At 35.6% G+C, this 24430-nt stretch carries 22 protein-coding genes; 3 read left to right on the top strand and 19 right to left on the bottom strand.

The features are described 5' to 3' along the window. Window positions 1-56 precede the first annotated feature (56 nt). From hemL to ACTSKG_RS01295, 12 genes are all read right to left on the bottom strand, one after another. Window positions 57-1352 (bottom strand): glutamate-1-semialdehyde 2,1-aminomutase, encoded by a 1296-nt coding sequence (hemL, locus tag ACTSKG_RS01350; protein ID WP_464756366.1) that lies wholly within the window; start codon window positions 1350-1352, stop codon window positions 57-59. Beyond that, window positions 1352-2335, bottom strand: a complete 984-nt coding sequence (hemB, locus tag ACTSKG_RS01345; RefSeq protein WP_464756365.1) for a porphobilinogen synthase — start codon at window positions 2333-2335, stop codon at window positions 1352-1354. The genes hemL and hemB overlap by 1 nt, the downstream gene beginning before the upstream one ends. Then, the gene (locus ACTSKG_RS01340) at window positions 2335-3096 is read right to left on the bottom strand and encodes a uroporphyrinogen-III synthase (protein WP_464756364.1); all 762 of its coding nucleotides are present in this window, start codon (window positions 3094-3096) and stop codon (window positions 2335-2337) included. The genes hemB and ACTSKG_RS01340 overlap by 1 nt, the downstream gene beginning before the upstream one ends. After that, the gene (hemC, locus tag ACTSKG_RS01335) at window positions 3089-4018 is read right to left on the bottom strand and encodes a hydroxymethylbilane synthase (RefSeq protein WP_464756363.1); all 930 of its coding nucleotides are present in this window, start codon (window positions 4016-4018) and stop codon (window positions 3089-3091) included. The genes ACTSKG_RS01340 and hemC overlap by 8 nt, the downstream gene beginning before the upstream one ends. Window positions 4019-4037: 19 nt before the next feature. After that, window positions 4038-4865 carry a cytochrome c biogenesis protein gene (locus tag ACTSKG_RS01330; RefSeq protein ID WP_464756362.1) on the bottom strand — a complete coding sequence of 276 codons (828 nt, stop codon included), beginning with the start codon at window positions 4863-4865 and terminating at the stop codon, window positions 4038-4040. Between the two features lie 126 nt (window positions 4866-4991). Next, window positions 4992-6356: a glutamyl-tRNA reductase gene (gene hemA, locus ACTSKG_RS01325; RefSeq protein ID WP_464756361.1), complete on the bottom strand. Its 1365-nt coding sequence runs from the start codon at window positions 6354-6356 to the stop codon at window positions 4992-4994. 1086 nt (window positions 6357-7442) lie between these two features. Next, window positions 7443-8024 (bottom strand): ribosome biogenesis GTP-binding protein YihA/YsxC, encoded by a 582-nt coding sequence (gene yihA, locus ACTSKG_RS01320; protein WP_464756360.1) that lies wholly within the window; start codon window positions 8022-8024, stop codon window positions 7443-7445. 4 nt (window positions 8025-8028) lie between these two features. Next, window positions 8029-10344 (bottom strand): endopeptidase La, encoded by a 2316-nt coding sequence (gene lon / locus ACTSKG_RS01315; RefSeq protein ID WP_464756359.1) that lies wholly within the window; start codon window positions 10342-10344, stop codon window positions 8029-8031. A gap of 226 nt (window positions 10345-10570) precedes the next feature. Further along, complete coding sequence (gene clpX, locus ACTSKG_RS01310; RefSeq protein ID WP_464756358.1) at window positions 10571-11839, bottom strand: ATP-dependent protease ATP-binding subunit ClpX; 1269 nt, start codon at window positions 11837-11839, stop codon at window positions 10571-10573. Window positions 11840-12005: 166 nt separating this feature from the next. Next, a complete protein-coding gene (gene tig / locus ACTSKG_RS01305; protein ID WP_464756357.1) occupies window positions 12006-13286 on the bottom strand; it encodes a trigger factor in 1281 nt (426 codons plus the stop codon). 122 nt (window positions 13287-13408) lie between these two features. Beyond that, window positions 13409-14413 carry a hypothetical protein gene (locus tag ACTSKG_RS01300; protein ID WP_464756356.1) on the bottom strand — a complete coding sequence of 335 codons (1005 nt, stop codon included), beginning with the start codon at window positions 14411-14413 and terminating at the stop codon, window positions 13409-13411. A 120-nt stretch (window positions 14414-14533) separates the two neighbouring features. Continuing rightward, the gene (locus ACTSKG_RS01295) at window positions 14534-15721 is read right to left on the bottom strand and encodes a CDP-glycerol glycerophosphotransferase family protein (RefSeq protein ID WP_464756355.1); all 1188 of its coding nucleotides are present in this window, start codon (window positions 15719-15721) and stop codon (window positions 14534-14536) included. Window positions 15722-15838: 117 nt separating this feature from the next. On the opposite strand from ACTSKG_RS01295, the gene ACTSKG_RS01290 reads away from it, so the two are divergent. Both ACTSKG_RS01290 and ACTSKG_RS01285 read left to right on the top strand, forming a co-directional pair. Continuing rightward, on the top strand, window positions 15839-17062 hold the full coding sequence (locus ACTSKG_RS01290; protein WP_464756354.1) for a glycosyltransferase: 1224 nt from the start codon (window positions 15839-15841) through the stop codon (window positions 17060-17062). After that, window positions 17031-17780, top strand: coding sequence for an HAD-IIB family hydrolase (locus tag ACTSKG_RS01285; RefSeq protein ID WP_464756353.1), 750 nt, complete (start codon window positions 17031-17033; stop codon window positions 17778-17780). The genes ACTSKG_RS01290 and ACTSKG_RS01285 overlap by 32 nt, the downstream gene beginning before the upstream one ends. A 501-nt stretch (window positions 17781-18281) precedes the next feature. Here ACTSKG_RS01285 and ACTSKG_RS01280 read toward each other — a convergent pair. The 7 genes from ACTSKG_RS01280 to ACTSKG_RS01250 all read right to left on the bottom strand — a co-directional run bounded on the left by ACTSKG_RS01280 (window position 18282) and on the right by ACTSKG_RS01250 (window position 23150). Next, window positions 18282-18773: an integrase gene (locus tag ACTSKG_RS01280; protein WP_464756352.1), complete on the bottom strand. Its 492-nt coding sequence runs from the start codon at window positions 18771-18773 to the stop codon at window positions 18282-18284. A 321-nt stretch (window positions 18774-19094) separates the two neighbouring features. Further along, window positions 19095-19400: a KGG domain-containing protein gene (locus ACTSKG_RS01275; protein WP_464756351.1), complete on the bottom strand. Its 306-nt coding sequence runs from the start codon at window positions 19398-19400 to the stop codon at window positions 19095-19097. Between the two features lie 120 nt (window positions 19401-19520). Then, a complete protein-coding gene (locus ACTSKG_RS01270) occupies window positions 19521-19835 on the bottom strand; it encodes a KGG domain-containing protein (protein WP_464756350.1) in 315 nt (104 codons plus the stop codon). Between the two features lie 104 nt (window positions 19836-19939). Further along, on the bottom strand, window positions 19940-20194 hold the full coding sequence (locus ACTSKG_RS01265; protein ID WP_464756349.1) for a KGG domain-containing protein: 255 nt from the start codon (window positions 20192-20194) through the stop codon (window positions 19940-19942). Window positions 20195-20331: 137 nt separating this feature from the next. Next, window positions 20332-20706, bottom strand: coding sequence for a YolD-like family protein (locus tag ACTSKG_RS01260; RefSeq protein WP_464756348.1), 375 nt, complete (start codon window positions 20704-20706; stop codon window positions 20332-20334). Further along, window positions 20706-20927, bottom strand: coding sequence for a transcriptional regulator (locus tag ACTSKG_RS01255; RefSeq protein ID WP_387585217.1), 222 nt, complete (start codon window positions 20925-20927; stop codon window positions 20706-20708). Before ACTSKG_RS01255 ends, ACTSKG_RS01260 begins: the two co-directional genes overlap by 1 nt. Window positions 20928-21326: 399 nt before the next feature. After that, window positions 21327-23150, bottom strand: a complete 1824-nt coding sequence (locus tag ACTSKG_RS01250) for a DNA ligase D (protein ID WP_464756347.1) — start codon at window positions 23148-23150, stop codon at window positions 21327-21329. A 110-nt stretch (window positions 23151-23260) separates the two neighbouring features. On the opposite strand from ACTSKG_RS01250, the gene ku reads away from it, so the two are divergent. Beyond that, complete coding sequence (gene ku / locus ACTSKG_RS01245) at window positions 23261-24091, top strand: non-homologous end joining protein Ku (protein WP_464756346.1); 831 nt, start codon at window positions 23261-23263, stop codon at window positions 24089-24091. Window positions 24092-24430: the final 339 nt, after the last annotated feature.

The raw sequence follows: 24430 nt of genomic DNA, 5'->3' as shown, positions 1-24430 counted from the left end.
TAGAACTTCTTAGAATATGAAAAAGCCTCATAAATTAATACGAGACTTTTCCTTCTTTATTTTTTTGAAAGTTTTTCGAAGACAGTATGAAAAGCTTGAACAGTTTTTTCAATATGCTCTTCAGTATGAGCACTTGATAAGAACAATCCTTCAAATTGAGAAGGAGGTAAATAAACTCCTTCTTCGGCCATTAAACGGAAATATTTAGCAAACAGTTCTAAATCAGATGTTTTAGCAGTATCGAAATTAATTACATCCTCATTTGTGAGGAAAAATCCAATCATTGAACCAGCACGATTTACAGTGTGTGGGATATTATATTTAGTTGCTGCTTCACGGAAACCTTTCTCCAGTAAATCACCAAGTTTAATAAAATGCTTATACGAATCTTCCGTTAAACGTGTCAGTGTTTCATATCCTGCGGTCATTGCAAGTGGATTACCGGAAAGTGTTCCCGCTTGATAGACAGGGCCACTTGGTGCAATCATTTCCATAATTTCACGTTTACCACCGAAAGCCCCAACTGGTAAACCACCACCAATTACTTTTCCGAGGCAAGTTAAATCTGGTGTAATAGCAAAATATCCTTGTGCACTATTATAACCAACACGGAATCCTGTCATTACTTCATCAAAAATTAAAATAGTTCCATATTGTTTCGTCAATTCTCGAAGTCCCTCTAAGAATCCTTCCACTGGAGGAACAACTCCCATGTTTCCTGCAACTGGTTCTACAATTACTGCTGCTAAATCATCACCGAAGTTTTCGAATACATGGCGAACGCTTTCTAAATCGTTATACGGTACAGCAATTGTATTTTTCGCAATCGATTCTGGAACACCAGGGCTATCTGGTAAACCTAGAGTAGCGACACCAGATCCAGCTTTAATCAGCAAGCTATCACCATGTCCATGGTAACTACCTTCAAATTTCACTATTTTATTTTTCCCTGTATAGCCTCGAGCTAATCGAAGGGCACTCATTGTCGCTTCGGTACCAGAGGAAACCATGCGCACCATTTCAATAGATGGAACACGTTCCATCACAAGTTTGGCAAGTTTGGTTTCAATTAAAGTAGACGCTCCAAAGCTTGTACCAGTTTCAGCAACTTGTTGAATAGCTTTGACGACATTAGGTTCAGTATGACCTAAAATAAGTGGTCCCCAAGATAGAACATAATCGATATATTCGTTGCCATCGATATCAGTAAGAATAGCTCCTTTTCCACTTTCCATGAAAATTGGATCCATATCCACAGATTTAAATGCACGTACGGGACTGTTAACTCCTCCTGGCATTAATTCTTTCGCTTCTGTAAATGCTTGTTTTGATAACTCATATGATTTAGTCATTATTTCTCCTCCAACCAACGTGCAACATCTTTTGCATGATATGTCAAAATGATATCTGCACCAGCACGTTTCATACCTGTTAAAGATTCTAGAACGATCTCTTTCTCATTAATCCACCCGTTTGCGGCAGCAGCTTTAACCATTGCATATTCACCACTTACATTATAAGCTACGATCGGAGTAGCGAAGTTGTTTTTTACATCTCGTATAATATCTAGGTATGCAAGAGCTGGTTTCACGATTAAAAAATCTGCTCCTTCTTCCACATCAGACGCAGCTTCGCGAATTGCTTCCATACGGTTAGCATAATCCATTTGATATGTTTTACGATCGCCAAATTTAGGAGCACCGTCTGCAGCATCACGGAATGGGCCGTAATATGCTGATGCATATTTTACTGCATAAGACATTATTGGTACATCGGCAAACCCAGCTTCGTCTAATCCATGACGTATTGCTGTTACAAATCCATCCATCATATTAGATGGTGCAATAATGTCCGCCCCTGCTTGCGCTTGGCTAACGGCAGTTTTTGCTAATAAGTCTAGTGATGGATCATTTAAAATTTGTTCGTTAGCATCAACAACACCGCAATGTCCGTGATCTGTATATTCACATAAACAAGTATCAGCGATGACTACAAGGTGTGGATGGCGTTCTTTAATTAAGCGAATACCTTCCTGAACGATTCCATGATCATGGAAAGCTTGTGTCCCCACTGCATCTTTTTCTTTTGGAAGACCAAAAAGAATTACTGAAGGAATACCAAGTTCAACTACTTCATCTACTTCTTCTCCTAAACGATCCAATGAAAATTGGTAGACACCTGGCATCGAAGCTACTTCGTTTTTAATATTTTCCCCTTCTGCAACAAAGATTGGATAAATTAAATCTTCTTTATGTAAGTATGTTTCTTTTACCATTGCTCTAATTCCAGCAGTTTTTCTTAATCGACGATGACGTTGAAAAAATAATTCTTTCATTACTCTCTCCCTTTCCAGTCCACTAATTTATGGATTACTTCCGTTAATGTATAGACTTCTGGCATTACTTGAACAGAAGCACCTAAAGATTCCAAATGTTCTTTTGTAATATGTCCGATCGCACATACTGTAAGTTCCTTATACCCTGTCTTCTTTCCTATACTTTGATGAAAGACATTTACAGTTGATGGACTTGTAAAAATAATAGAACAATTTCCATCGTTTTCAACAAACGCTCTTACTTGTTCAATATTCTCTTCCACTTCCATAGTTTCATAAATGATCCACTCATCTACATGATTTACTAAGCCACTTGTAATTGTATCTTTTGCAATACTTCCCTTTAAAAAAATACATTTTTCATTTGAAGAAGATACAGTAGGAAATTCCTTCACAAATACATCTGCACTAAATGTAGTTGGCATAAAAGTTACATTTAAACCTATTTTCTCTGCTGCATTTGCTGTTTTAGAACCTACCACTGCAATTTTGGATTTGAACAATGAAGGGTCCAGTCCATGTTTTTTCAATTTCGAATAAAAAGCGTGAACACTACTTTGACTAGTAAAAATTATCCAATCATAATTTTTGCACGCATTTAATTGTTCCATGTCTGTTTTTGAAACAATTTCTTTTGTTGCAATAAGTGGAGTAACTATTGGATTCCCTCCATATTGAAGAGTAAGTTCTACAGCCTCTGAAGACCTTAATATACCTGTAAATATGACGTTCTCACCTTGCAAAAGCATCTGTTTAGACATTTAAATCTGCCTTTACTTTTTGAATCAGGTCATATGCTCCTTGCTCGGTTACTAAACGTGCCACTTCTTTTCCGGCTGTTTCCGCATCTTTACTTGTCACTACTTCTTTAAACACAATAGATGCGTCAGGAGCTGCAACTAAACCAGTCATTGTAATTCCATCGCCACTGATTACTGCATGTCCTGCAATCGGCACTTGACAGCCGCCGTCCATCGCTGCTAAAAATGCACGTTCTGCATGCACAGCATCCCATGTATCTTTATCGGATAATTTTCTCAGCTCTGCAAGTAATTCTGTGTCTTCTTCTCGACATTCAATTGCAAGTGCCCCCTGACCAACTGCTGGAACACAATCTTCAATTGATAAATATTCAGTGACTACTTCATCGCTCCATCCAAGTCGTTTTAAACCTGCTGCAGCGAGTATAATCGCATCATATTCGCCGTCTTGAAGCTTCTGTAATCTCGTATCTACATTCCCTCTTATCCATTTGATTTCGATATCTGGACGTAACAACAAAAGCTGTGCGCTTCTTCTTAAACTACTCGTCCCAATAACCGCTCCTTTTGGAAGATCAGCAAATTTTACATGTCCTTTTGAGATGAAAGCATCTCGCTCATCTACACGTTTAGGTGTACATCCCATTACGAGCCCTGGCGGTAATACGGAAGGCATATCCTTCATACTATGTACAGCAAAATCTATTTCTTTGTCATAAAGTGCTTGTTCAATTTCTTTTACAAAAAGACCTTTTCCGCCAACTTTTGATAATGTCACATCCAAAATTTGATCGCCTTTTGTTACGATTTCTTTTACTTCAAATTCAAAAGGTACTCCAATATCTTTCAATTGCTGAATGAACCAATTTGTTTGGGTTAAAGCTAATTTGCTTCTTCTAGAACCTACAATAATTTTACGCATAATTTCTCTACCTTTCTTATTACCAAAGATGAAATTGTGATAATGGACTAATTAATAAAAAATTAATTAAAACAAACAAAAATGCATATATGTGAATCCATGCATAATTCGTTCCTTTAAACCTTGCTTGTTTTCTTAAAAGAAGGACAACGATATAGATTACCAATAAAACTAGGGAACTAACAATTTTAAAGTCAAAAATAGAAAATACACTTAATGATACATATGCCCATTCTAACCCAAGGACCAAACTTACAAACAACAGAGGAATTCCAATTAATATTGCTAAGGTCATACCTGTTTCTGCCTGTTTTAAAGAAGGAAGTCTTGAAAATTGCTTAGACCACTTTTTCTTTTTTAGTACACGATACAAGATTAAATATAACGATGAAAAAACGAAAGAAAGAGAAAAGGCTGCATATGCTAACATCGCGAATATTATATGAATTACTAATAATTCGGATTGGAGCGCATCACCAACTGCCGTTTGCTCTAATTGATTTGGTGCAAATGTATGTATCGTCATGAAAATAAATCCAATTATATTTAAAAAGAATGCAGGCAAATCAAGTCGAAACACTAATTGCAATATAATGGATAAAGTAATAATAAGCCAAGCATAAAAATAAATTCCTTCAAATAGCGATAAAATCGGGAATCTCTTAGTTTCTATAATATACATTACTAAAAAAACCGTTTGAAGAAGTGACACTATGGAAAGTAGCAACACTGCAATACGATGCGCACTACGGTCTTTATTTAGATAATCGACAAAATAAAAAACAAGGCTAACGGATTGGAGAATGACCATTATCTCGTGTAGCCTTATCATCGCAAGATCAGTCATCAATATGCTCCTTTTTTATATTTAAAGCGGAAGTACAGAAAGATAGTGCATTTTAATACATAAAAAGACGTTTTCTATATCTATTATGACACATACAGATACAAAAACGCCTCCTTTTTTACTTCATTAATACGATACTTCTTCTTGTAGGTTTTGGAATGTCAGTAATGATTGCTTTATATCAACTTTTGCTTTTTCTGCTTGTACAGTAATTTCTCGCTTTACATCCTCTTCAATTCCAAATATTTGTTGGAACAATTGAAGTTGTTCAGCAGATTCTTTCACTGCCGATAATTCTTTCACTTGCAAAATCGGCTCTTTTAACAACTGATTAATGATTGACTTTGTATGCTTATTAAGCACTTTTCGCTCACGTTCTGTTAAATTAGGCAACTTGTTATCAATTGAAGCCATTGTCTCTTCTTGAATACGATTTGCTTTTTGTCTAAGTGCCGAAATTATCGGTACAACTCCTAATGTAGTAACCCAGTCATTAAATTGAGTTATTTCTGTTTGAATCATTTCTTGAATTTGAACAGCTGCACGTTCACGTTCTACAAGATTTGCTTCTACGATACCTTGTAAATCATCAATATCGTATAGAAACACATTCGGTAAATCACCTATTCGAGGATCTAAATCTCTTGGTACTGCAATATCTACCATAAATAATGGTTTTCCTTTACGCAGACGTTCTACAAATTGCATTAGCTCATAATCAATCACGAAATCAGTTGATCCAGTTGAACTAATTAATATATCTGCTTCTAATAGAGCGCATTGTAGTTCATCCATAGGTTTTGCAGTGCCATCAAATTTAGAGGCTAATGCTTCTGCTTTTTCAAATGTACGGTTAATGACCGTCACTTTACCTGCTCCACTGCCATGCAAGTTTTGAATTGCAAGCTCGCCCATTTTTCCTGCACCGATAATCACTACATGCTTATGATTTAGTGAACCAAAAATTTTCTTACCAAGTTCCACTGCTGCATATGAAACGGAAACTGCATTTTCACCAATAGCTGTTTCTGCATGTGCACGTTTAGCAAATGTAACTGCTTGTTTAAATAATTGGTTGAAAACTGTTCCTGTTGTTCCGTTCTCTTGTCCATTTAGAAAACTCTTCTTCACTTGACCTAATATTTGAGTTTCACCAAGAACCATCGAATCAATTCCAGCTGTTACTTGGAAAAGATGATTATTCGCTCGGTCATCTTCGTGAATAAATAAATAGCGGGAGATGTCTTCTAATGGTATACCAAACCAGTTTGCTAAGAACTGCTTAACATAGTATTTGCCTGTATGTAACTGATCAACAGTCGCATAAATTTCGGTACGATTACAAGTAGAAACTATCACATTTTCTAATATGCTTTTTTGTTCTTGTAGTGCTTGCATTGCATTCGGAAGCTCTGTTTCAACAAATGAAAGCTTTTCTCGAATTTCCACTGGAGCAGTACGGTAATTGACACCCACCACGATTGTATGCATGGAATAATGCCACCCTTCCCTTTCACGTTCATTTCTATAATCCAATTATACCATAGCATTTTCTTACGATAAGAAACAATTGTGAACAAGCTATGAAATAACTGTCACCTAAATTAGAATTATTATAATTTAATTTTAACAAAATAAGTTTATCAATACAAGAAAACCAACTAATGTTCCAAAAAACGAATTATTCAAATAACTCCATTCAAATTCAGCACTACTGATGCGGAGCATAAGAAAAACGCAAGTGACCTTTAAGTGCATCTTGTCTTTACTATTTCCAGAGTGCTTTGGACAAAGCATTGGGTACACTATTACCGTTGGAATTTTTGTGGATCGTGAAGTGACTGCGTCACTTCACGATCCATTTTCTCGGTAATCTTGTGGCGGATGTTTATCCGTCGCCTTCTTGAAACTTATGAGAACATGATGCGTTTGGTTTGGATAATTAGAGAAAAAATACTTTCCTACTCTTATATAAGCTTCCGAAGATACCATTTCTGAATCTCTTCACTTCTTTATCTTTAGATACTATCTATTTTTTCTTTGGTTCCGCTTGCCATATGGATAAGCAAAAAAATGTACCAGTTCATTATTTCGACAAAGCATATTGCCTTCTTATTCAACAACGATTACAGGATGTCATAATACTACTTTTACTTAAACTAATTCTATCCTCTAAGTTGTAGTTGAGCTCAATATTCTTGTTAGGTAATATACACTTAATAGATTGTAGTGAAAGGTGGCGACTTCGGTGGGATGAGTGAGACAGATGAGCCATCACAACGAACGCGTAGCGACGGTGCTGGCTCATCGCTCACCCCACGGAACGCGTCCACCTGAAACGGAAATCCACGGTATTTTTAATAGGACGATATTCCATATACTTTCTTTTAAGAAAAGCGCAAGCACCATTTAAGTCTTCACTAATTCCTCATTCTTTGGACGATACATTGGTACACTATTACCGGTGATTTTGATGAGTTGGAGTCTAGGCAGTTACTAATTGATCGCATGAAAAAACTGATTAGTTAGAGGATATTATTCCCTAAATAATCAGTTATAATCTCATTTTAAATACTATTACATTCTGCTCTCAATCTCTGCCCAAGCAGCATCAAAACCAAGACCGGTTTCAGAAGAGAACACAACTAAAGGATCATTCTTATCCATTTGTAGTTCATCTCTTACCATTTTCTTGTGTTTATCCCATTTTCCTTTTGGAATTTTATCTGCTTTGGTAGAAATAACAATACACGGAATATTATAATGCTTCAAAAAATCATACATCATACAATCATCCGCACTAGGTGGATGTCTTAAATCAACAATTAATAAAACCGCTTTTAAAATAGAACGAGAAGTAAAGTACGTTTCAATCATTTTTCCCCATGCAGCTCGTTCTGACTTAGAAACTTTCGCATATCCATATCCAGGTACATCTACAAAAAGTAAATCTTCTTCTAACTTATAAAAATTTAATGTTTGAGTTTTCCCTGGTTTTGATGAAATACGAGCCATGCTTTTTCGACCAATCATTTTATTTATAAAAGAAGATTTCCCTACATTTGATCTGCCTGCTAGGGCAAACTCAGGTAAATCTCCCTCCGGATATTGTGCTGGCCTTACAGCACTTATTAATAGTTCCACATTATTCACTTTCATGCTCTCACTCCTCTAATGCTATTTGAAGTACCTCTTCAGCATCGGAAACAAGCTTAAAAGTTAAGACCTCTCTAACACTCTCTGGTATATCTTCAATATCGCGCTCATTATCTTTAGGACAAATAATTGTAGTTAAGCCTGCGCGATGTGCACTTAATGTTTTTTCTTTCAAACCACCAATCGGTAATACTCGTCCTCTTAGTGTCACTTCTCCCGTCATTCCGACTTCTCGTCGAATTGGACGTTTAGATAAAGCTGAAACTAATGCTGTGACAATTGTAATTCCCGCTGAAGGTCCGTCTTTTGGTACTGCTCCTTCTGGAACATGTATATGAATATCAAATTTTTCGTGGAAGTTAGGATCAATTCCAATTTTTTCTGCTTTCGAGCGGACAAATGACAGCGCTGTTTGTGCTGACTCTTTCATAACATCACCAAGTTTACCAGTTAGCTGTAATTTGCCGTTACCAGGAGATAAGGAAACTTCAATTTGTAAAGTATCTCCACCTACCGTAGTATACGCAAGTCCAGTTGCTACACCAATTTGGTTTTCTGTCTCGGCTTGTCCATAACGAAATTTTTTCTTACCAATTGTTTCTTCTATGTTCTTTGATGAGATTGTCACACGCTTTTTAGTGCCAGAAACAATTTGAAGAGCTGCTTTCCTACAAATATTCGCAAGTACGCGCTCTAAACTTCTTACTCCTGCCTCGCGGGTGTAGTGACGAATTACGTCAACAATCGCTTCATCTTTTACTTGGAGCTGCGTTTTCGATAAACCATGTTCTTTTACTTGTTTAGGTAATAAATGATTTTTGGCGATCGAAAGCTTTTCTATTTCAGTATAACCGGCTATCGAAATAATTTCCATTCTATCTCGAAGTGGACCTGGAATTGTACTTAGATCGTTGGCAGTTGCAATAAATAGAACATTCGATAGATCATATGTTTCTTCGATATAATGATCACTAAATGTATTATTTTGCTCCGGGTCTAACACTTCAAGCATTGCTGCAGAAGGATCTCCTCTAAAATCATTCGACATTTTATCGATTTCATCTAGTAAAAATAACGGGTTTATAGTCCCAGCTTTTTTCATCCCCTGAATAATACGTCCGGGCATTGCCCCCACATACGTTCTACGGTGTCCACGAATTTCTGATTCATCGCGAACTCCACCTAGTGAAATCCGAACAAAATTACGTCCTAATGATTCTGCAATCGATTTTGCTAATGAAGTTTTCCCTACCCCAGGAGGTCCAGCTAGACAAAGAATTGGTCCACGAAGTGATTTTGTCAATTGACGAACAGCTAAATATTCTAAAACTCTTTCTTTCACCGACTCCAAGCCTTCGTGATCACGGTTTAATATTTGCTCTGATCTTTTAATATTAAGTGTGTCTGCAGTTGATTTGGACCACGGTATTGAGACAATCCAATCTATATAGTTTCGAATGACGCCACTTTCAGGCGCTTGAGATGGAAGTTTTTCGTAACGATCTAATTCTTTTAAAACATTATTTTTTGTAGTTTCTGGTAAACCTGCATCCTCAATTCTTTTCTTCAATTCTGCAACTTCACCGGTTTTACCTTCCTTATCGCCAAGCTCTGTTTGAATGGCTTTCATTTGTTCACGAAGATAAAATTCTTTTTGCGTTCTTTCCATTGCATGCTTTACACGGTTATTAATTTTCTTTTCCAAGTTTATAATTTCTTGTTCATTATACAAACGGCCTATTAATGTTTCTAAACGCTCTTTTACATCCATAATTTCTAAAATTTCTTGTTTCCCAGAAATTTTTAAGGGTAAATGAGAAGCAACCATATCCGCCAGTCTACCAGGTTCTTTAATATCTATAACCGACTTATAAGTCTCTTCTGAGACGCTCTTCGATGCCTTTGAATACTTTTCAAAGTTATGTATTAAAGTTCGCATTAGCGCTTCGTCTTCTTGATCTGCTTTTTCTGGTTCAATATAGGAAGACACTGAAACTTCATCGTACGTTTCTCTTTCTTCGTAGTCATCCCAAATAGCTCTTTGCAATCCTTCAACTAAAACTCGAAAAGTTCCATTTGGCAACTTTACCAATTGTTTGACATCTGCTAAAATTCCAACATCGTATAAATCTTCTACCTTTGGATGTTCCAAATTCATATCCCTTTGGGCAATAAGAAACACTTTTTCTTCACGTAACATCGCTTCGTTTATAGCAGCAACAGAACGTTCTCTACCGACATCCACATGTAAAACCATTGTTGGATACACCAGAAGACCTCTTAGTGGTAGTACAGGATAATAAGTTTTATTTTTTTCCGCCATTTTGGAAAGTCACCTCCCTTTAATTCTGTCCGATTTATGCACTAATTAAACACTAACCTTCCCAACCAGTTACTATCTTCTCATCCTATTTATGAACTTTTTGGAGGAAAACTTTTGCTTGGTCTAAGTGGACGATTTGCGCATTCATTTACATAAGGAGAAAAAGCCGACATCCTAGATTGCACTTAGCAAGCGCATATTGGAAGCCAGCTTATTTCAATGGCTATTAAGCCGATGTTTTTTCATTATCTTTTTCTACTTCAGTTCCATCTTCTAACAAAAGCTTAGGCGTTGCTTTCTCGGTAATTGTTTCCTTTGTAACAACACATTCCGCAATATCATCTCTTGAAGGCAATTCGAACATTACATCCAGCATAATGTTCTCAATAATTGAACGAAGTCCACGAGCACCCGTTTTACGCTCGATTGCTTGTTTCGCTATTTCAACTAATGCCTCATCTTCGAAAGTTAATTTCACATTATCGAGTTCAATCATTTTTTGATATTGTTTTGCCAGAGCGTTTTTAGGTTCGGTTAATATTTGCACAAGTGCTTGAACGTCTAATTGTTCTAGACTCGCCAATACTGGTAAACGTCCTATAAATTCAGGAATTAATCCGAATTTTAATAAGTCTTCTGGTATTAGTTGAGAAAGTACTGAACTCGACTCAACCTCTACTTTATTAGGATTTGCTCCAAATCCGATAACTTTTTCGCCTAAACGACGTTTAATAATTTGTTCAATCCCATCAAATGCCCCACCAACGATAAATAAAATATTCGTTGTATCGATTTGAATAAACTCTTGATGTGGATGCTTACGTCCTCCTTGAGGTGGAACGCTTGCAACAGTACCTTCTAATATTTTAAGAAGTGCTTGTTGAACACCTTCACCTGAAACATCTCTTGTAATGGAAGGGTTTTCGGATTTTCGTGCTACTTTATCTATTTCATCGATATAAATAATTCCTTTTTCTGCTCGTTCTATATCGTAATCCGCTGACTGAATCAATTTTAAAAGAATATTCTCTACATCTTCTCCCACATAACCTGCTTCAGTTAATGATGTAGCATCAGCTATTGCAAAAGGAACATTTAGAATACGTGCAAGTGTTTGAGCAAGTAATGTTTTACCACTACCTGTTGGTCCTATTAACACTATGTTTGATTTAGATAATTCTACCTCATCGATAACGCTATTTGAATTAATTCGCTTGTAATGGTTATAAACAGCAACTGCAAGTGATTTTTTTGCTCGCTCTTGTCCGATTACATAATCATCGAGTATTGATAGTATTTCTTTTGGTTTTGGAACTTCTTTAAATTCTATTTCTTCTTCTACACCAAGTTCTTCTTCTACAATCTCAGAACACAAGTCGATACATTCATCACAAATATATACTCCTGGTCCCGCGACTAACTTACGAACTTGTTCTTGTGGTTTACCACAGAAAGAACATTTTAAGTTCCCTTTTTCATCATTAAATTTGAACAAAATATTCACCCCTATTCAAGCAATTATCTTACAAGATTCTTTAGAAGGAATCAAATAATAAGTTTAAGTATGTCTTATAAAGTCAGAAAATCTATGTATAGATAAAACAAGGCACAGACAATAATACTGTACCTTGCTCTATTTATTATAACGCTTTTTACTCGAATTATGAAATTTTTGCGTTTTCTACTAAGAAGTCAACTGTTTTTTGGAAACGTAAGTCGTTTTCAAGTACAGCAGTACCACCAAGTGCTTTCTTAATATCTTCTGCTGACATATTAAATTGTGCGCCCATTTTTTCAAGTTCTGCATTTATATTTTCTTCAGTTACTTGAATTTCTTCTTTTTCGCCAATTGCTTCAAGTGTTAGTGAAACTTGTACGCGTTTTTTAGCATCTTCTGCCATTTGTCCACGTAGCGCTTCTTCATTTTGACCTGAGAACTGGTAGTAAAGATCTAAGTTCATCCCTTGTTGTTGTAAACGTTGACCAAACTCTTGTAGCATGCGATCAGTTTCGGACTCGATCATTACTTCTGGAATATCGATTGTTGCATTTTCAGCAGCAGCCTCTACTAGATCATCACGAAGAGTTTGTTCAGCCAATTGTTTTTTCTCTTCAGCAGTTACTTCTTTTAGTTTTGCACGTAATCCGTCGATACCTTCAACTTCAGCATCTACTTCTTTTGCAAAGTCATCATTTAATTCAGGAAGTTCTTTTCCTTTTACTTCCTTCACAGTTACTTTAAATACAGCTTCTTTACCAGCTAATTCAGCAGCGTGATATTCTTCTGGGAAAGTTACTGTTACGTCTTTTTCTTCACCAGTTTTTGAACCGATTAACTGTTCTTCAAATCCTGGGATAAATGTGTTAGAACCGATTTCTAAAGAGTAATCTGTTCCAGCTCCACCTTCAAAAGCTTCATCTCCTACAAAGCCTTCAAAGTCAATAATTGCAGTATCGCCTTCAACAATTGCATCTTCTTTTACTACAAGTTCAGCTAATCGAGCTTGTTGACTTTGAAGTTGCTCTTCGATTTCTGCATCTGTTACTTCTGTTTGTAGTTTAGTTACTTCTAAACCTTTGTAATCTCCAAGAGTAACTTCCGGTTTTACAACAACTTTTGCAGTAAATACAAGTGGTTGTCCTTTTTCCATTGTTACGATATCGATTTCAGGACGATCAACCGGATCAATTCCAGCTTCTTCTACAGCATCTCCATAAGCGTCTGGAAGAATGAAATCTAAAGCATCTTGGTATAAAGATTCTACACCATACATTTTTTCAAACATTGGACGTGGCATTTTCCCTTTACGGAAACCTGGTACATTGATTTGTTTTACTACTTTTTTAAACGCTTGGTCTAAACCTTTTGTTACTGCATCTGCAGAAACTTCAACTGTTAAAAGACCATTATTTCCTTCTTGTTTTTCCCATTTCACTGACATATATTCTACCTCCAAAAATAAATTACATAATTTAGCAGCCTGTAAAATAAGTAACAGGACAGGTTTTCACTAATTATATTGACAACTTGTATATTATAGCATAGTTGAATAGACTTTCAACATTAATCATTATCTATTATTGCGGTAGACTCGTCCAATATTTTGATGAAATCATACAATTCATTTGGTTGCTCGTTTTCTTTTCCTAATAATGTCTCTACATAATTTATATAGCCCTCAGCTACCTCTTCATCACTATATCCTGTCCAATCGAACGGGAACAATGAATAAGCATGACTACGAACTAATCCAATTGTCATCTCAAATTCAGAAGGATTCTTTTCCGAAAATTTATGAACACACTTATTTATAGATTCAATTCTATCCACGGAATTTGGTGCTGGTGGCATTACTGGGTTGATCTTTTCTTTAAAGCCAAACTTTTCAATTAATACCTCAGTTGTTTCACCAATTGCTCCAAGGACTAATAATGCAAGTGACCGAACTGCGGGATAAACTTTATTGCTTTCAGCTATTTGAATTATATTCGGTATAGCTTCCGTTACATCTTGGAAAAAGGAATCTTGCAATAATTGCTCTTGTTCCTCTAATCGTAGCTTTGTAAATACATCTAATTCGAATTTTTCCAATTCTATATCAGATGTATAAGAACTATCCTTCTCTAGTAGACTTTCTTGCTCCATCGCTAGTTTTCCACTTAGTTCTTTTAACTGAAGGAAATTTTTTTTCCTTTCCTTCGAAAATCTTTTATCTACCAGTAGCTTATTTAATACAGTATCAATTTCATTGTAGTCTTTCAAATCAAGTAAAATAGTTAAATATAGTTCAACAATTTGTTCTAGCATAGGAGATTTTTTTTTCATTAATTTCTCACAAATTTCTTTAGCTTCTTGTTGACGTTTTGTTTCTAACAAAGTAAGTATGTATACACTCAATATCATATCATCCAGTTCCTCATACTTCTTCGCTTCATCAAAACACCTTGCAGCTTCCACATAGTTATTTTCTTCAGCAAAGGCTAAACCATCATTTATTAGTTTATTAATCATACCTGGAAAGAAAATAACATTTTCTTTGCTTTTTAGGCCATAATTTTTTTCCTTCATTTTACTCGCCTACCTTTACCATCGATATGTATATACTATATCATTTTGTACTTTTTTCCTATGCTTTCTTCAAAATAATTGTAAATAATCTCCTATCTTTGAGAAAAGGAGGGTATAAACTTAAATGTTAGATTTAAAAATATGGTGTGCAAGTCTTTCGCAATTATTTGTATCATAGTAATCTATAAATTTCGAAACATCTTTAAATGAGGGATTTTTCGGTTTCTCATAAACGATTATTTGTTTCATCGAGTTTATAACCTCATCCATCGTATTTGCTTTATAGCCATATAAATCTTTATCCAAATCCAAGTATGACCCCCTCATTTTCAAAAATTCCTCTTGATCAAATGTATAAAAAATAATTGGCTTGTTCATATAAAGAAAATCCCATGATATGCTAGAATAATCTGTGAGAAGCATATCGGATTCCATTATCTCATCTCCAATAGAAATTTCATCGAAGCTATAAAACTCCACTTTTCCATTGGAAGATTCCATATTCATAAAGTAATGTTCAAATTTTTTCATAAATGGATGCAAAACGATTTTGACATTAAGTTTATAAAGTGAAATTAGTTCCGCCATTCGACGATCACGAATGATGTTTACTGTCGACTGAAAATATTTACTCGCTAAAAAGTCTTCTTGAGATAAATCAAAAAGCCATTCCCTCCAAGTGAACATGACGAGAATATTTTTCACTTTTTTCGCTGGGAGGTTTGACTGCAATCTATCGAATCGGGCCATCCCCGTCACAATAAGTTTACTTTCAGGTATTCCCCATTCATGAAGCTTAATATTTTTTTCGTATTCAGATGCGCAATTATAATAATTACATCTTGCAAGAAGTGGAACATCCTCTTTTTGGATCAAAATCTTTTTAAAGCACTCAATTCCATGACTGATATGGATCATTACTGTTTTTCTGTTTAAAAATATGTATTTGTCAATCGATGGAGCAATATCATAGGCAATTGAGTGACCATGAATCGTATAATTTGCTTTAAAAAACAACAAGTAATTCCTAAAACTCCCCAGGGCAACCCCTTTTGGTATCTTTTTTTCTTTCATATAGGAGGTTTCGGGATGATACATCCAATAAATATCCATATCTTCTATGTAATTCTCTACTAAATATTGGTGGAAAACAGATGCATTATCTTCATACTTTTCTCCAAGATTTCCCCCTACTAAAACGATTTTCTTTTTTAACTTTTTAGATGAAAACTGGGAAAGGAAAAAGGCAACCATAACTTTGATAAACGTTAGTAGAGGTTCAAATCTCTTTTTCTTTTTTAATTCCATTCATTTATCCTCCTTTTCTCTTTCTATTTTCCCTTTTTGGCTGGGACAAAACATGTTTATGTTTTCAGAAATCGTGGAATAGTAGTCTATTAAAACTTATGGAAGGGGAAAAGCAACTTGTATAAGAATATACTATTCATTTCAGACCACGGAGATCCTCTTGCTCCTTTAGGAAGCGAGCAAGCTGGTGGGCAAAATAATTATGTGAAACAACTTGCATTAGCTCTTGAAGAAGAAGGTAATAGCGTGGATGTTATTACACACTGGAGTAATCCGCTAGATCCTCCAGTAGAAAACTTCGGTAACTTTTGTCGAGTTATAAGAATTGCTGCAGGCATAAAATCATTTGTCCCTAAAAATGAACTTTACAATTTACTTCCTGCTTTTTACGAAGAAATGAAAACCACTCTTTCACTAGCAACATATGATCTTGTTCATACACACTATTGGTTATCTGGCCTACTAGGTTCCTTTGTAAAAACAGATTATCAAATCCCATGGATTCATACGAATCATTCATTAGGTATTGCGAAAGAACAAGCAACTGGAATTTCTGAACCTGTGAGACTTTTTTCAGAGAAAATGATTTTAAGTACAGCAGATTTTATAGTAGCTACAACAAATACCGAAAAAAATCTAATCGATAACTTTGTTGAAAAACCATCACCAGTACAAGTTATTCCTATTGGTGTAGATCGTGCTTTTCGTCCTTATCATAGAAATGAGGAAATATTTAATAAACCTTATTTTGCTTTTGCAGGAAGATTACAAAAAACGAAAGGAATCTACACACTCGTAAATGCTTTTCGTCTACTTGTAGAAAAGTATGATATCGATCCGTCCACAAAACTTCTTATTGCAGGCGGCGATTCAAAATGTGTTGATCCCCATTATCGCTTACCTAAAGATAATAACTTGAGAGAGGCAATACGTGGACTTGAAGAACGAATTGATTTTATTGGCGCTAAAACTCAAAAGCAGCTTGCTGCATTATTTAATAGCGCTACAGCTGTAGTTGTACCATCCTTTTACGAATCTTTCGGTATGGTTGCTGCAGAGGCCCAAGCTTGCGGTTGTCCAGTCATTGCCTCCAAAGTAGGAGGTTTAAAGGACGTTGTAAAGAACCGTATTACAGGATTACATATTGAAAAAGGAAATGCGAATAATCTAGCACAAGCAATGAAAACAGTACTATTTAATCGGAACTATACAAAAAAGCTTGGAAAAAGTGCCGCTGATTTTGCTAATCGAGAATTCAATTGGTCTACTTTGGCTAAAAGAATGGATGTATTATATGGAGGGGTCATAGGTGAGAAGAAAATCTTACATCTTGGCAACTGATTTAGATGGTACTTTAGTTGGTGATAAGTCATCACTTCAATCCTTGCTACGATTTTACAAGGAAACTTCACTAGACGTTGCTTTTGTATATATTACAGGTAGACATTTAACTTCAACCTTATCTCTCATTTCTTCTGAAGGTTTACCGAAACCTGACATTCTTATTACAGATGTAGGAACTGCAATATATTCATTGGAAAGTCTAACTGAAGATAAAAATTGGACAAAAAAGATGCAGAACAATTGGCATCCAGAACGTATTATCCAACTCTCCAGTATGTTTCCTACTCTTGTTAGACAAGCCCTACCGGATAATAAGCGAATTTCATTTACTATTCACCGTAACAAGGAAGTAGTAAATAAACTACAAAATGCATTAATAGTAGAGAAAGTTCCTCATAAGCTAATTTTTAGCTCTAATCGGGATGTGGATATTCTTCCTGAACAAAGCGGTAAAGGTGCTGCTTTAAAATATGTCCTTCAAACCTTTGCTAGCAATGAGGCTCAAATTTTAATTGCTGGAGACTCCGGCAATGATATGGACATGCTCACTCTTGGGTACCCTTCAGTCATTGTAGGGAATGCTCAACCAGAGCTTGTTAAAATAAATGACCACCCTCTCCTTTTTCGTTCTACTAAAAATTATGCAGAGGGTATCCTTGAAGCATGGTTGCACTTTTTCGGTAAGGAAAATTTAAGTACATGCTATCTTCCCTAATTCTAAGTGCTTCGGACTTAAAGATGATACTATTAACGAAGTATTTTGTTCACCGATATGCGTATTAATAAGAAAAACGAAAGTGTCCTTTAAGTGCATCTTGTCTTCATTATTTCTAGAGTGCTTTGGACGATCATTGGCTACACTATTACCATTAAAGTTTTGGCTCGTGAAGTGACTGCGTCACTTCACGAGCCATTTTTTGGGGTAATCTTGTGGCGGATGTTTGTCCGTCGCCCTCTTGGTATTTGTGAGGACATGATGCATTTGGTTTGGATAATTAGTGAAAAAATACTTTTCTACTCTTTTGAAAGCTTCCGAAGATATCATTTCGGAAGCTCTTCACTTCTTTACCTTAAGATACTAACTATTTTTTCTTTGGTACCACTTGCCATATGGATAAGCAAAAGAAAGTGCCAGTTCTGAAAAAAGCCAGCAGGAAAATAAAATCCAGCTGGCTGTTTATTTTTATATCGTGTGTAAAATAAAACTAACAAGGTATTAGGCAATTTGATTATTATGTTCTGCTACAAGCTCCTCATAGAGATGTAAATCTTGTTTATACAAGTTCTTATATGTCAATAAGCTATGAGCTCTCACAGCTTCAAAGTTCTCCCCGTCGACAATATGAAATTCTCTGTTAAGGTTTTCTGCATTTTTCCAAGCAGTTTCTTCGAAAACAATATTCATCTCATGCTCTTCAATAATCATAGCAAGTAAATTTACATCATTATACAACTCGTATAATGAGTGGCTTTGCTTTGTATCAAAAATTTCTAAAGTTCTTGTTAAAGTATCTAATAAAGCACGACGATCGATAGCATGCCCTAATTCATGTAAGGTAATTATTTTTATATACAATTCAATGGAAATCGATGTTTGCATTTCATTTATCACTTCTGATAAACGCTTGACGTCAAAACCAACATAGTCTCCAATAAAATTGTAACTCATATTCACCCCAGAAAAATCTTGCTTAAGTTCTACATCCATCTTTACCTCTTTCATAGTGGAACTAATCAACTGGTGAATGTACTTCTCTGTATATTTTTCTTTCATGTATATTTCTGTATTCTCCTTATACGCTAAACTATTTTAGCATAATTTTACGAGTAGATTTCTTTGTCTACTATATGAAAAATCTGCAAGGATTTTTCACCTGATTCAATATATAATAATATTAATTTTTATTCAACCAATATGTACTATTTTTTTACCCATACTAAAAAGGATGTCCTTTAGTCGAGAAATCTACTAAAGGACATCCTTTTTAATTATTTTCATTTGTAATGTAAATCATTATTTTTTTGGTCGTTAGTTGTTATCACGTTGTTTACTACGTGCTTCGCCGCCTTTACGTCCCGCTTCTTCTTTACTCATTTTGCCATTGTTGTTATTATCGTGCTGACTACTACGCGCTTCGCCGCCCTTGCGTCCGATCTCTTCGTAAAAGTCCCGGTCATGGTTTTCGGAAGTCGCTTCTCCACCTTTACGTCCGATTTCTTCGTAAAAGTCTCGGTCATGATTTTTAGAGGTAGCTTCTCCGCCTTTACGTCCCGCTTCTTCTACAGTCATGTTTCCATTTTTGTTTCTGTTGCGATTGTTTTGTTCGTTAGCCATTAAAATTCCTCCTCTAATTTTATATCAAGCTTGTAATCAAGCTCGCTATTTATATTTCCAGTGCTCAAAAAGTGAAACATCTATTTTCATATTTCAATAAGTTATCCAGTAATTTAATTTCTAATTCTTATTGTCGTTATCACGTTGTTTACTACGCGCTTCGCCGCCTTTACGACCCGCTTCTTCTCTACTCATTTTGCCATTGTTGTTATTATCGCGCTGATTACTACGCGCTTCTCCGCCCTTGCTTCCGATTTCTTCGTAAAAGTCTCGGTCATGGTTTTCGGAAGTCGCTTCTCCACCTTTACGTCCAATCTCTTCGTAAAAGTCTCGGTCATGATTTTTAGAGGTAGCTTCTCCGCCTTTACGTCCCGCTTCTTCTACAGTCATGTTTCCATTGTTGTTTCTGTTACGATTGTTCTGCTCGTTAGCCATTATAAATTCCTCCTCTATTTTTTATCATGCTTGTAATCAAGCTCGGTATTTAAAGTTAAACATCTATTTTCATATTTTTTTAAAGTTATTCATTAATTTAACTGTTACTTGTTATTTCCACTATCACTATGTCTACTACTTGCTTCTCCGCCTTTGCGACCTGCTTCTTCTCTACTCATTTTGCCATTACTGCCATTGTCCCGCTGATTACTACGCGCTTCTCCACCTTTACGTCCGATTTCTTCGTAAAAGTCTCGGTCATGATTTTTAGAGGTAGCTTCTCCGCCTTTACGTCCCGCTTCTTCTACAGTCATGTTTCCATTGTTGTTTCTGTTACGATTGTTCTGCTCGTTAGCCATTATAAATTCCTCCTCAAATTTTTTATCAAGCTTGTAATCAAGCTCGCTATTTATATTCCCACTATATATTGTATTAAACATATTTTTTCATATTTTATATCAATTACATCTCAGTGTTATTTCCACTTCTCTTTGCTCTACTCAAATATAGTCACGTCAACTATTTCACTCAAAGTTAATGTAAATGATTGAAAGGTATCTTCCATTTCAATTACTCGTCGATTTAAATCCACCCAAGTAATCCGACCCGTCCGATAAAAAAATTCACCGTCTTTCCATGTTTTCATTTCCACATCTACATTTCTTTTCATAGCAATTTCTATTAGTTCTTGTATTGTTTCTAAATCCCATTCATCCAATTGTGGACGTGGTGCTTTCTTGGATTCTTCGTTATATTGTCGAATGAGTTTAACGTGTTCCGGTAACATCATGGCCACCCACTTTTTTGAACCTCTATCTTGGACTTTAGATAAATCGAGTTTTTCATCGAAGTGATCATTAAAAAAAGTCATTAGATTATATCCTTCTTTCTGTTCATGACAGGAATGCAAGCAAGAATATTTTCAATAAGGAAAGTACGTTTTGCATGTCGTGTGAAACAATATGCTTGAAATGATTCACCTTGTAACTTCAATACTTTTATCCGCCGTTTCGTGACTTCGCCACTTCTCGATAAATACATAACATCCATTAATTGACCGTAACGCATGGTTTTCAAAAGGCTTTCTTTCACATTGATCCCTCCACAAAGAACGTTTGTTCTTATTTTATACAAACATATGTTTTATATCAATGGAAAATACTTCTGCACGCTAATTATTTATTCTTTGTATCAATTTCATAACTCAAAGTTGAAATGTAAAAACATATATAATATTCTCTTAATAAATAAGCAAGATATCCGCTATCGGCGGACGCTTTCCGCGGGGTGAGCGATGAGCCATCACCGCCGCATTCGCGTCGTTTGCGATGTCTCATCTGTCTCCGAGGAACGAAGGCTAAGAGCGCCACATCGTGTGGCAACGCCTTCGTGACCAACATCCTGTTGGCCTCCGTCTGGAGTCGCCGCCTGTCGCTCCAATCAATAAAATAACCTTGTTCATGTTTTAATAATTAAATGCTATTTATGCAATTAACTCTTTAACTGGTAAAGGACATTCGCAAACTTTTGTTCATCTATTTTTTGTCGAAAGTTACAAAATGGATTAGCTTGCTTATTTAAACGATCTAGAACGGATGGAATTGTAAATAAATCTGGCTTAAGTGAATCACACACTTCCTCCCATTTTAACGGAGTGGCGATTAATCCTAGCTCATTCCCCCTCGGAGAATAGGGTGCAATTATCGTTTTCCCTTCATGATGCTGAACATAGTCCAAGTACAGTTTATTATTACGGTTCTTTTTTAATCGTTCAGTAGTAAACCATCGCGGTTCTTGTTCACATAAGAAATCACAAACAAATTTCGTAAACACACGAGTGTCCTCATAGGAAAAAGTATTTAAAGGCAGTGGAATATAAATTTGAATTCCTTTACCGCCAGAGGTTTTCACAAAAGATGGTAGTTCAAAATGATCAAATATAGCTTTCATTTGTAATGCTGCTTCGACTGCTAAAGAAAACTCTTTAACTGAAGGTGGATCCAAATCAAAAACAATTTCGGTCGGTTTACTTGTTTGGATAGTTTGGAAAGGAATGTGCAGTTCTAACGCAAGTTGGTTTCCAAGCCACAATAAAGATTCCACATTATTACATAAAACAAAACAGTTATCATCTACTTGCTCTGTTGTTATAAAACTAGGGAGATTATCCGACCAATTTTTTTGGTAAAATTTTTCTCCTGGTACTCCATGTGGAAAACGAATGACGGTAAGTAGTCGATCCCTTAAAAATGGAAGAAGATAAGGAGAGACAATTTGTAAGTAATATAAGTAATCATCTTTTAAAATATTTGTTGCTGGCCAAACTGGTTTTTCAGGATGTGTTACTTGTAACTTTTCAGGAAGTGGATAAAGTTGCTTTTGCATTTGCTTCCAACAACATTCACTCGACTCTTTTTCAAAATTAAATGCATGAAAACTTGGTTCTCTTAAACTTTTTCCATCAAAATCTATACAAGCTATCTCCACACAAATGGATGGTTCAAGAATCCACACATTTTCAGATGTTTTTGTTCCATTGGCTTGAAATAATGCAATTAAAGTTTTTAACTCCTCTTCTTTAAGACCATGACGAAAAGTAACTACTTCCAAAAGCTGCTCATTATGATATACGGAACCATGAAAATAGCTATTGCTTTTATCATATTTTATTAAGACAACACTTACATATCTCCAGTTCTTTATTTTCAACCAGTTAGCACTGCGTTTATCTTTATCCCAACTACTCGTTTTCCTCTTAGCGATAATCCCTTCTCCGTTATTAACAACTATCTCGTCCCATAATTTTTCACTATTTTGAAAAACATTTATTGCCTGTATGCGATTAATATCTTCATAATCTATCGAAATAGGTAAATTAATTCTTTGAAAGAGCTTATTCAATTGTTGCTTTCGTTTTGAAAAAGAATCACTAGTTTGACTTACTCCTTTAAATTTCAGAAGGTCGAATGCAATATAATGGCACGGAAAAGATTGAGAGTGACTCCTAATACTATCTTCATTTTTCATTCGTCCTCTTACTTGAACCGTAGAAAAGTTACTTTGGAAATTATTCTTTAAATAAACCAACTCCCCATCAAATGTTAATGGCAAGAAAGGAGAAATACGTTCATACATTTCCTGACAAAATCGAATGATCTCAGGAAACATTGAATTTAATTTTTTTCCATTTCGGCTAATAAGAATTGGTTCGTTTTCCCATACTAATATACACCGAAAGCCGTCATATTTTGCTTCATATAACCAGTCTTTACCTATGGGAATTTCTGTTGCATCCGTTAGAAGCATAGGTTTCAATTTTTTATCCTCTTTTCTCTTTTTCCTAGCTTTTGACTATTTCTCATGACTAATACATAAAATCATCAAAAGATTGCATAGTAAGAAGAAAACGAAGAAGGTGAAGATATATGCATACGGTTTGGAAAGGAAGTATTAGCTTTGGTCTAGTCAATATTCCGATTAAGCTTCATTCTGCGACCGAAAATAAAGATATAAAACTAAGACAATTGCATAAAGAATGTCATACCCCAATTAGTTATCAAAAGGTTTGTGAAGGTTGTAAAAAAGAAGTGCAGAACGAAGATATTGTAAAAGCATATGAGTATTCTAAAAATAAGTTTGTCATTTTAGACGACGAAGAGTTGGAGAAATTAAGAAAAGAAAACGAAGACAAAGCAGTGGAAATAATTGATTTTGTGAAATTAGAGGAAATTGATCCTATTTATTTTGAACGTAGTTATTTTATGGCTCCGGATAGTGGTGGAGGAAAAGCCTACTCACTTTTGAGAAAAGCTTTGCTCGATTCCGGAAAAATAGGAGTAGCCAAAATAATGATCCGCTCCAAAGAGCAATTGGCAGTCGTTCGAGTATATAAAGATACACTAGTGATGGAAACTATTCATTTTCCAGATGAAGTGAGAAGCAATGCAGATGTTCCCAATATACCGAGTGAACAAATAGTTGTACAAAAAGAACTTGATACAGCGCTACTATTAGTAGATCAACTAACGACTACTTTTGATCCCGAGAAATATACAGATGACTACAGAACCGCATTAATGGATTTAATTGAGGAAAAGAAAACTGGAAACCAAATTGTAACTGCAACGGGTGAAAAGCAACCAACTACTCCTTCAAACGTGACAGATTTAATGTCCGCTCTCCAAGCTTCTCTTGATAGAACTAAGAAGAAAAAGCCTACTACAAGGAAGAGAACAGCGAAGGTAAAGACGTCTTAAAATGGCTGGCATTTCAGATTAGAAAACCGCAAGCGGCCATTAAGTACATCTTGTCTTCACTAATTCCAGATTGCTTTGGCCGAAACATTAACTACATCCTTACCGTTAGAGTCATGGATCGTGAAGTGACGTCACTTCACGATCCATTTTTTTCGGTCATCTTGTGGCGGATGTTTGTCCGTCGCCCTTTTGAATTATTTAAAGGCAAGGTGCTTTTGGTTTAGATAATGAAAGATAGTGTCCCGTCTTACTCTTTTAAATGCGGACGAAGATACAATTTCGTAAGCGGCTTCGCTACTTATTAATCGATAATACTTATTTTTCTCTATGTCCACTTAC

It is taken from the genome of Psychrobacillus syltrankelensis (assembly GCF_055454035.1).
This window is presented reverse-complemented; position numbering and strand designations above follow the sequence as displayed.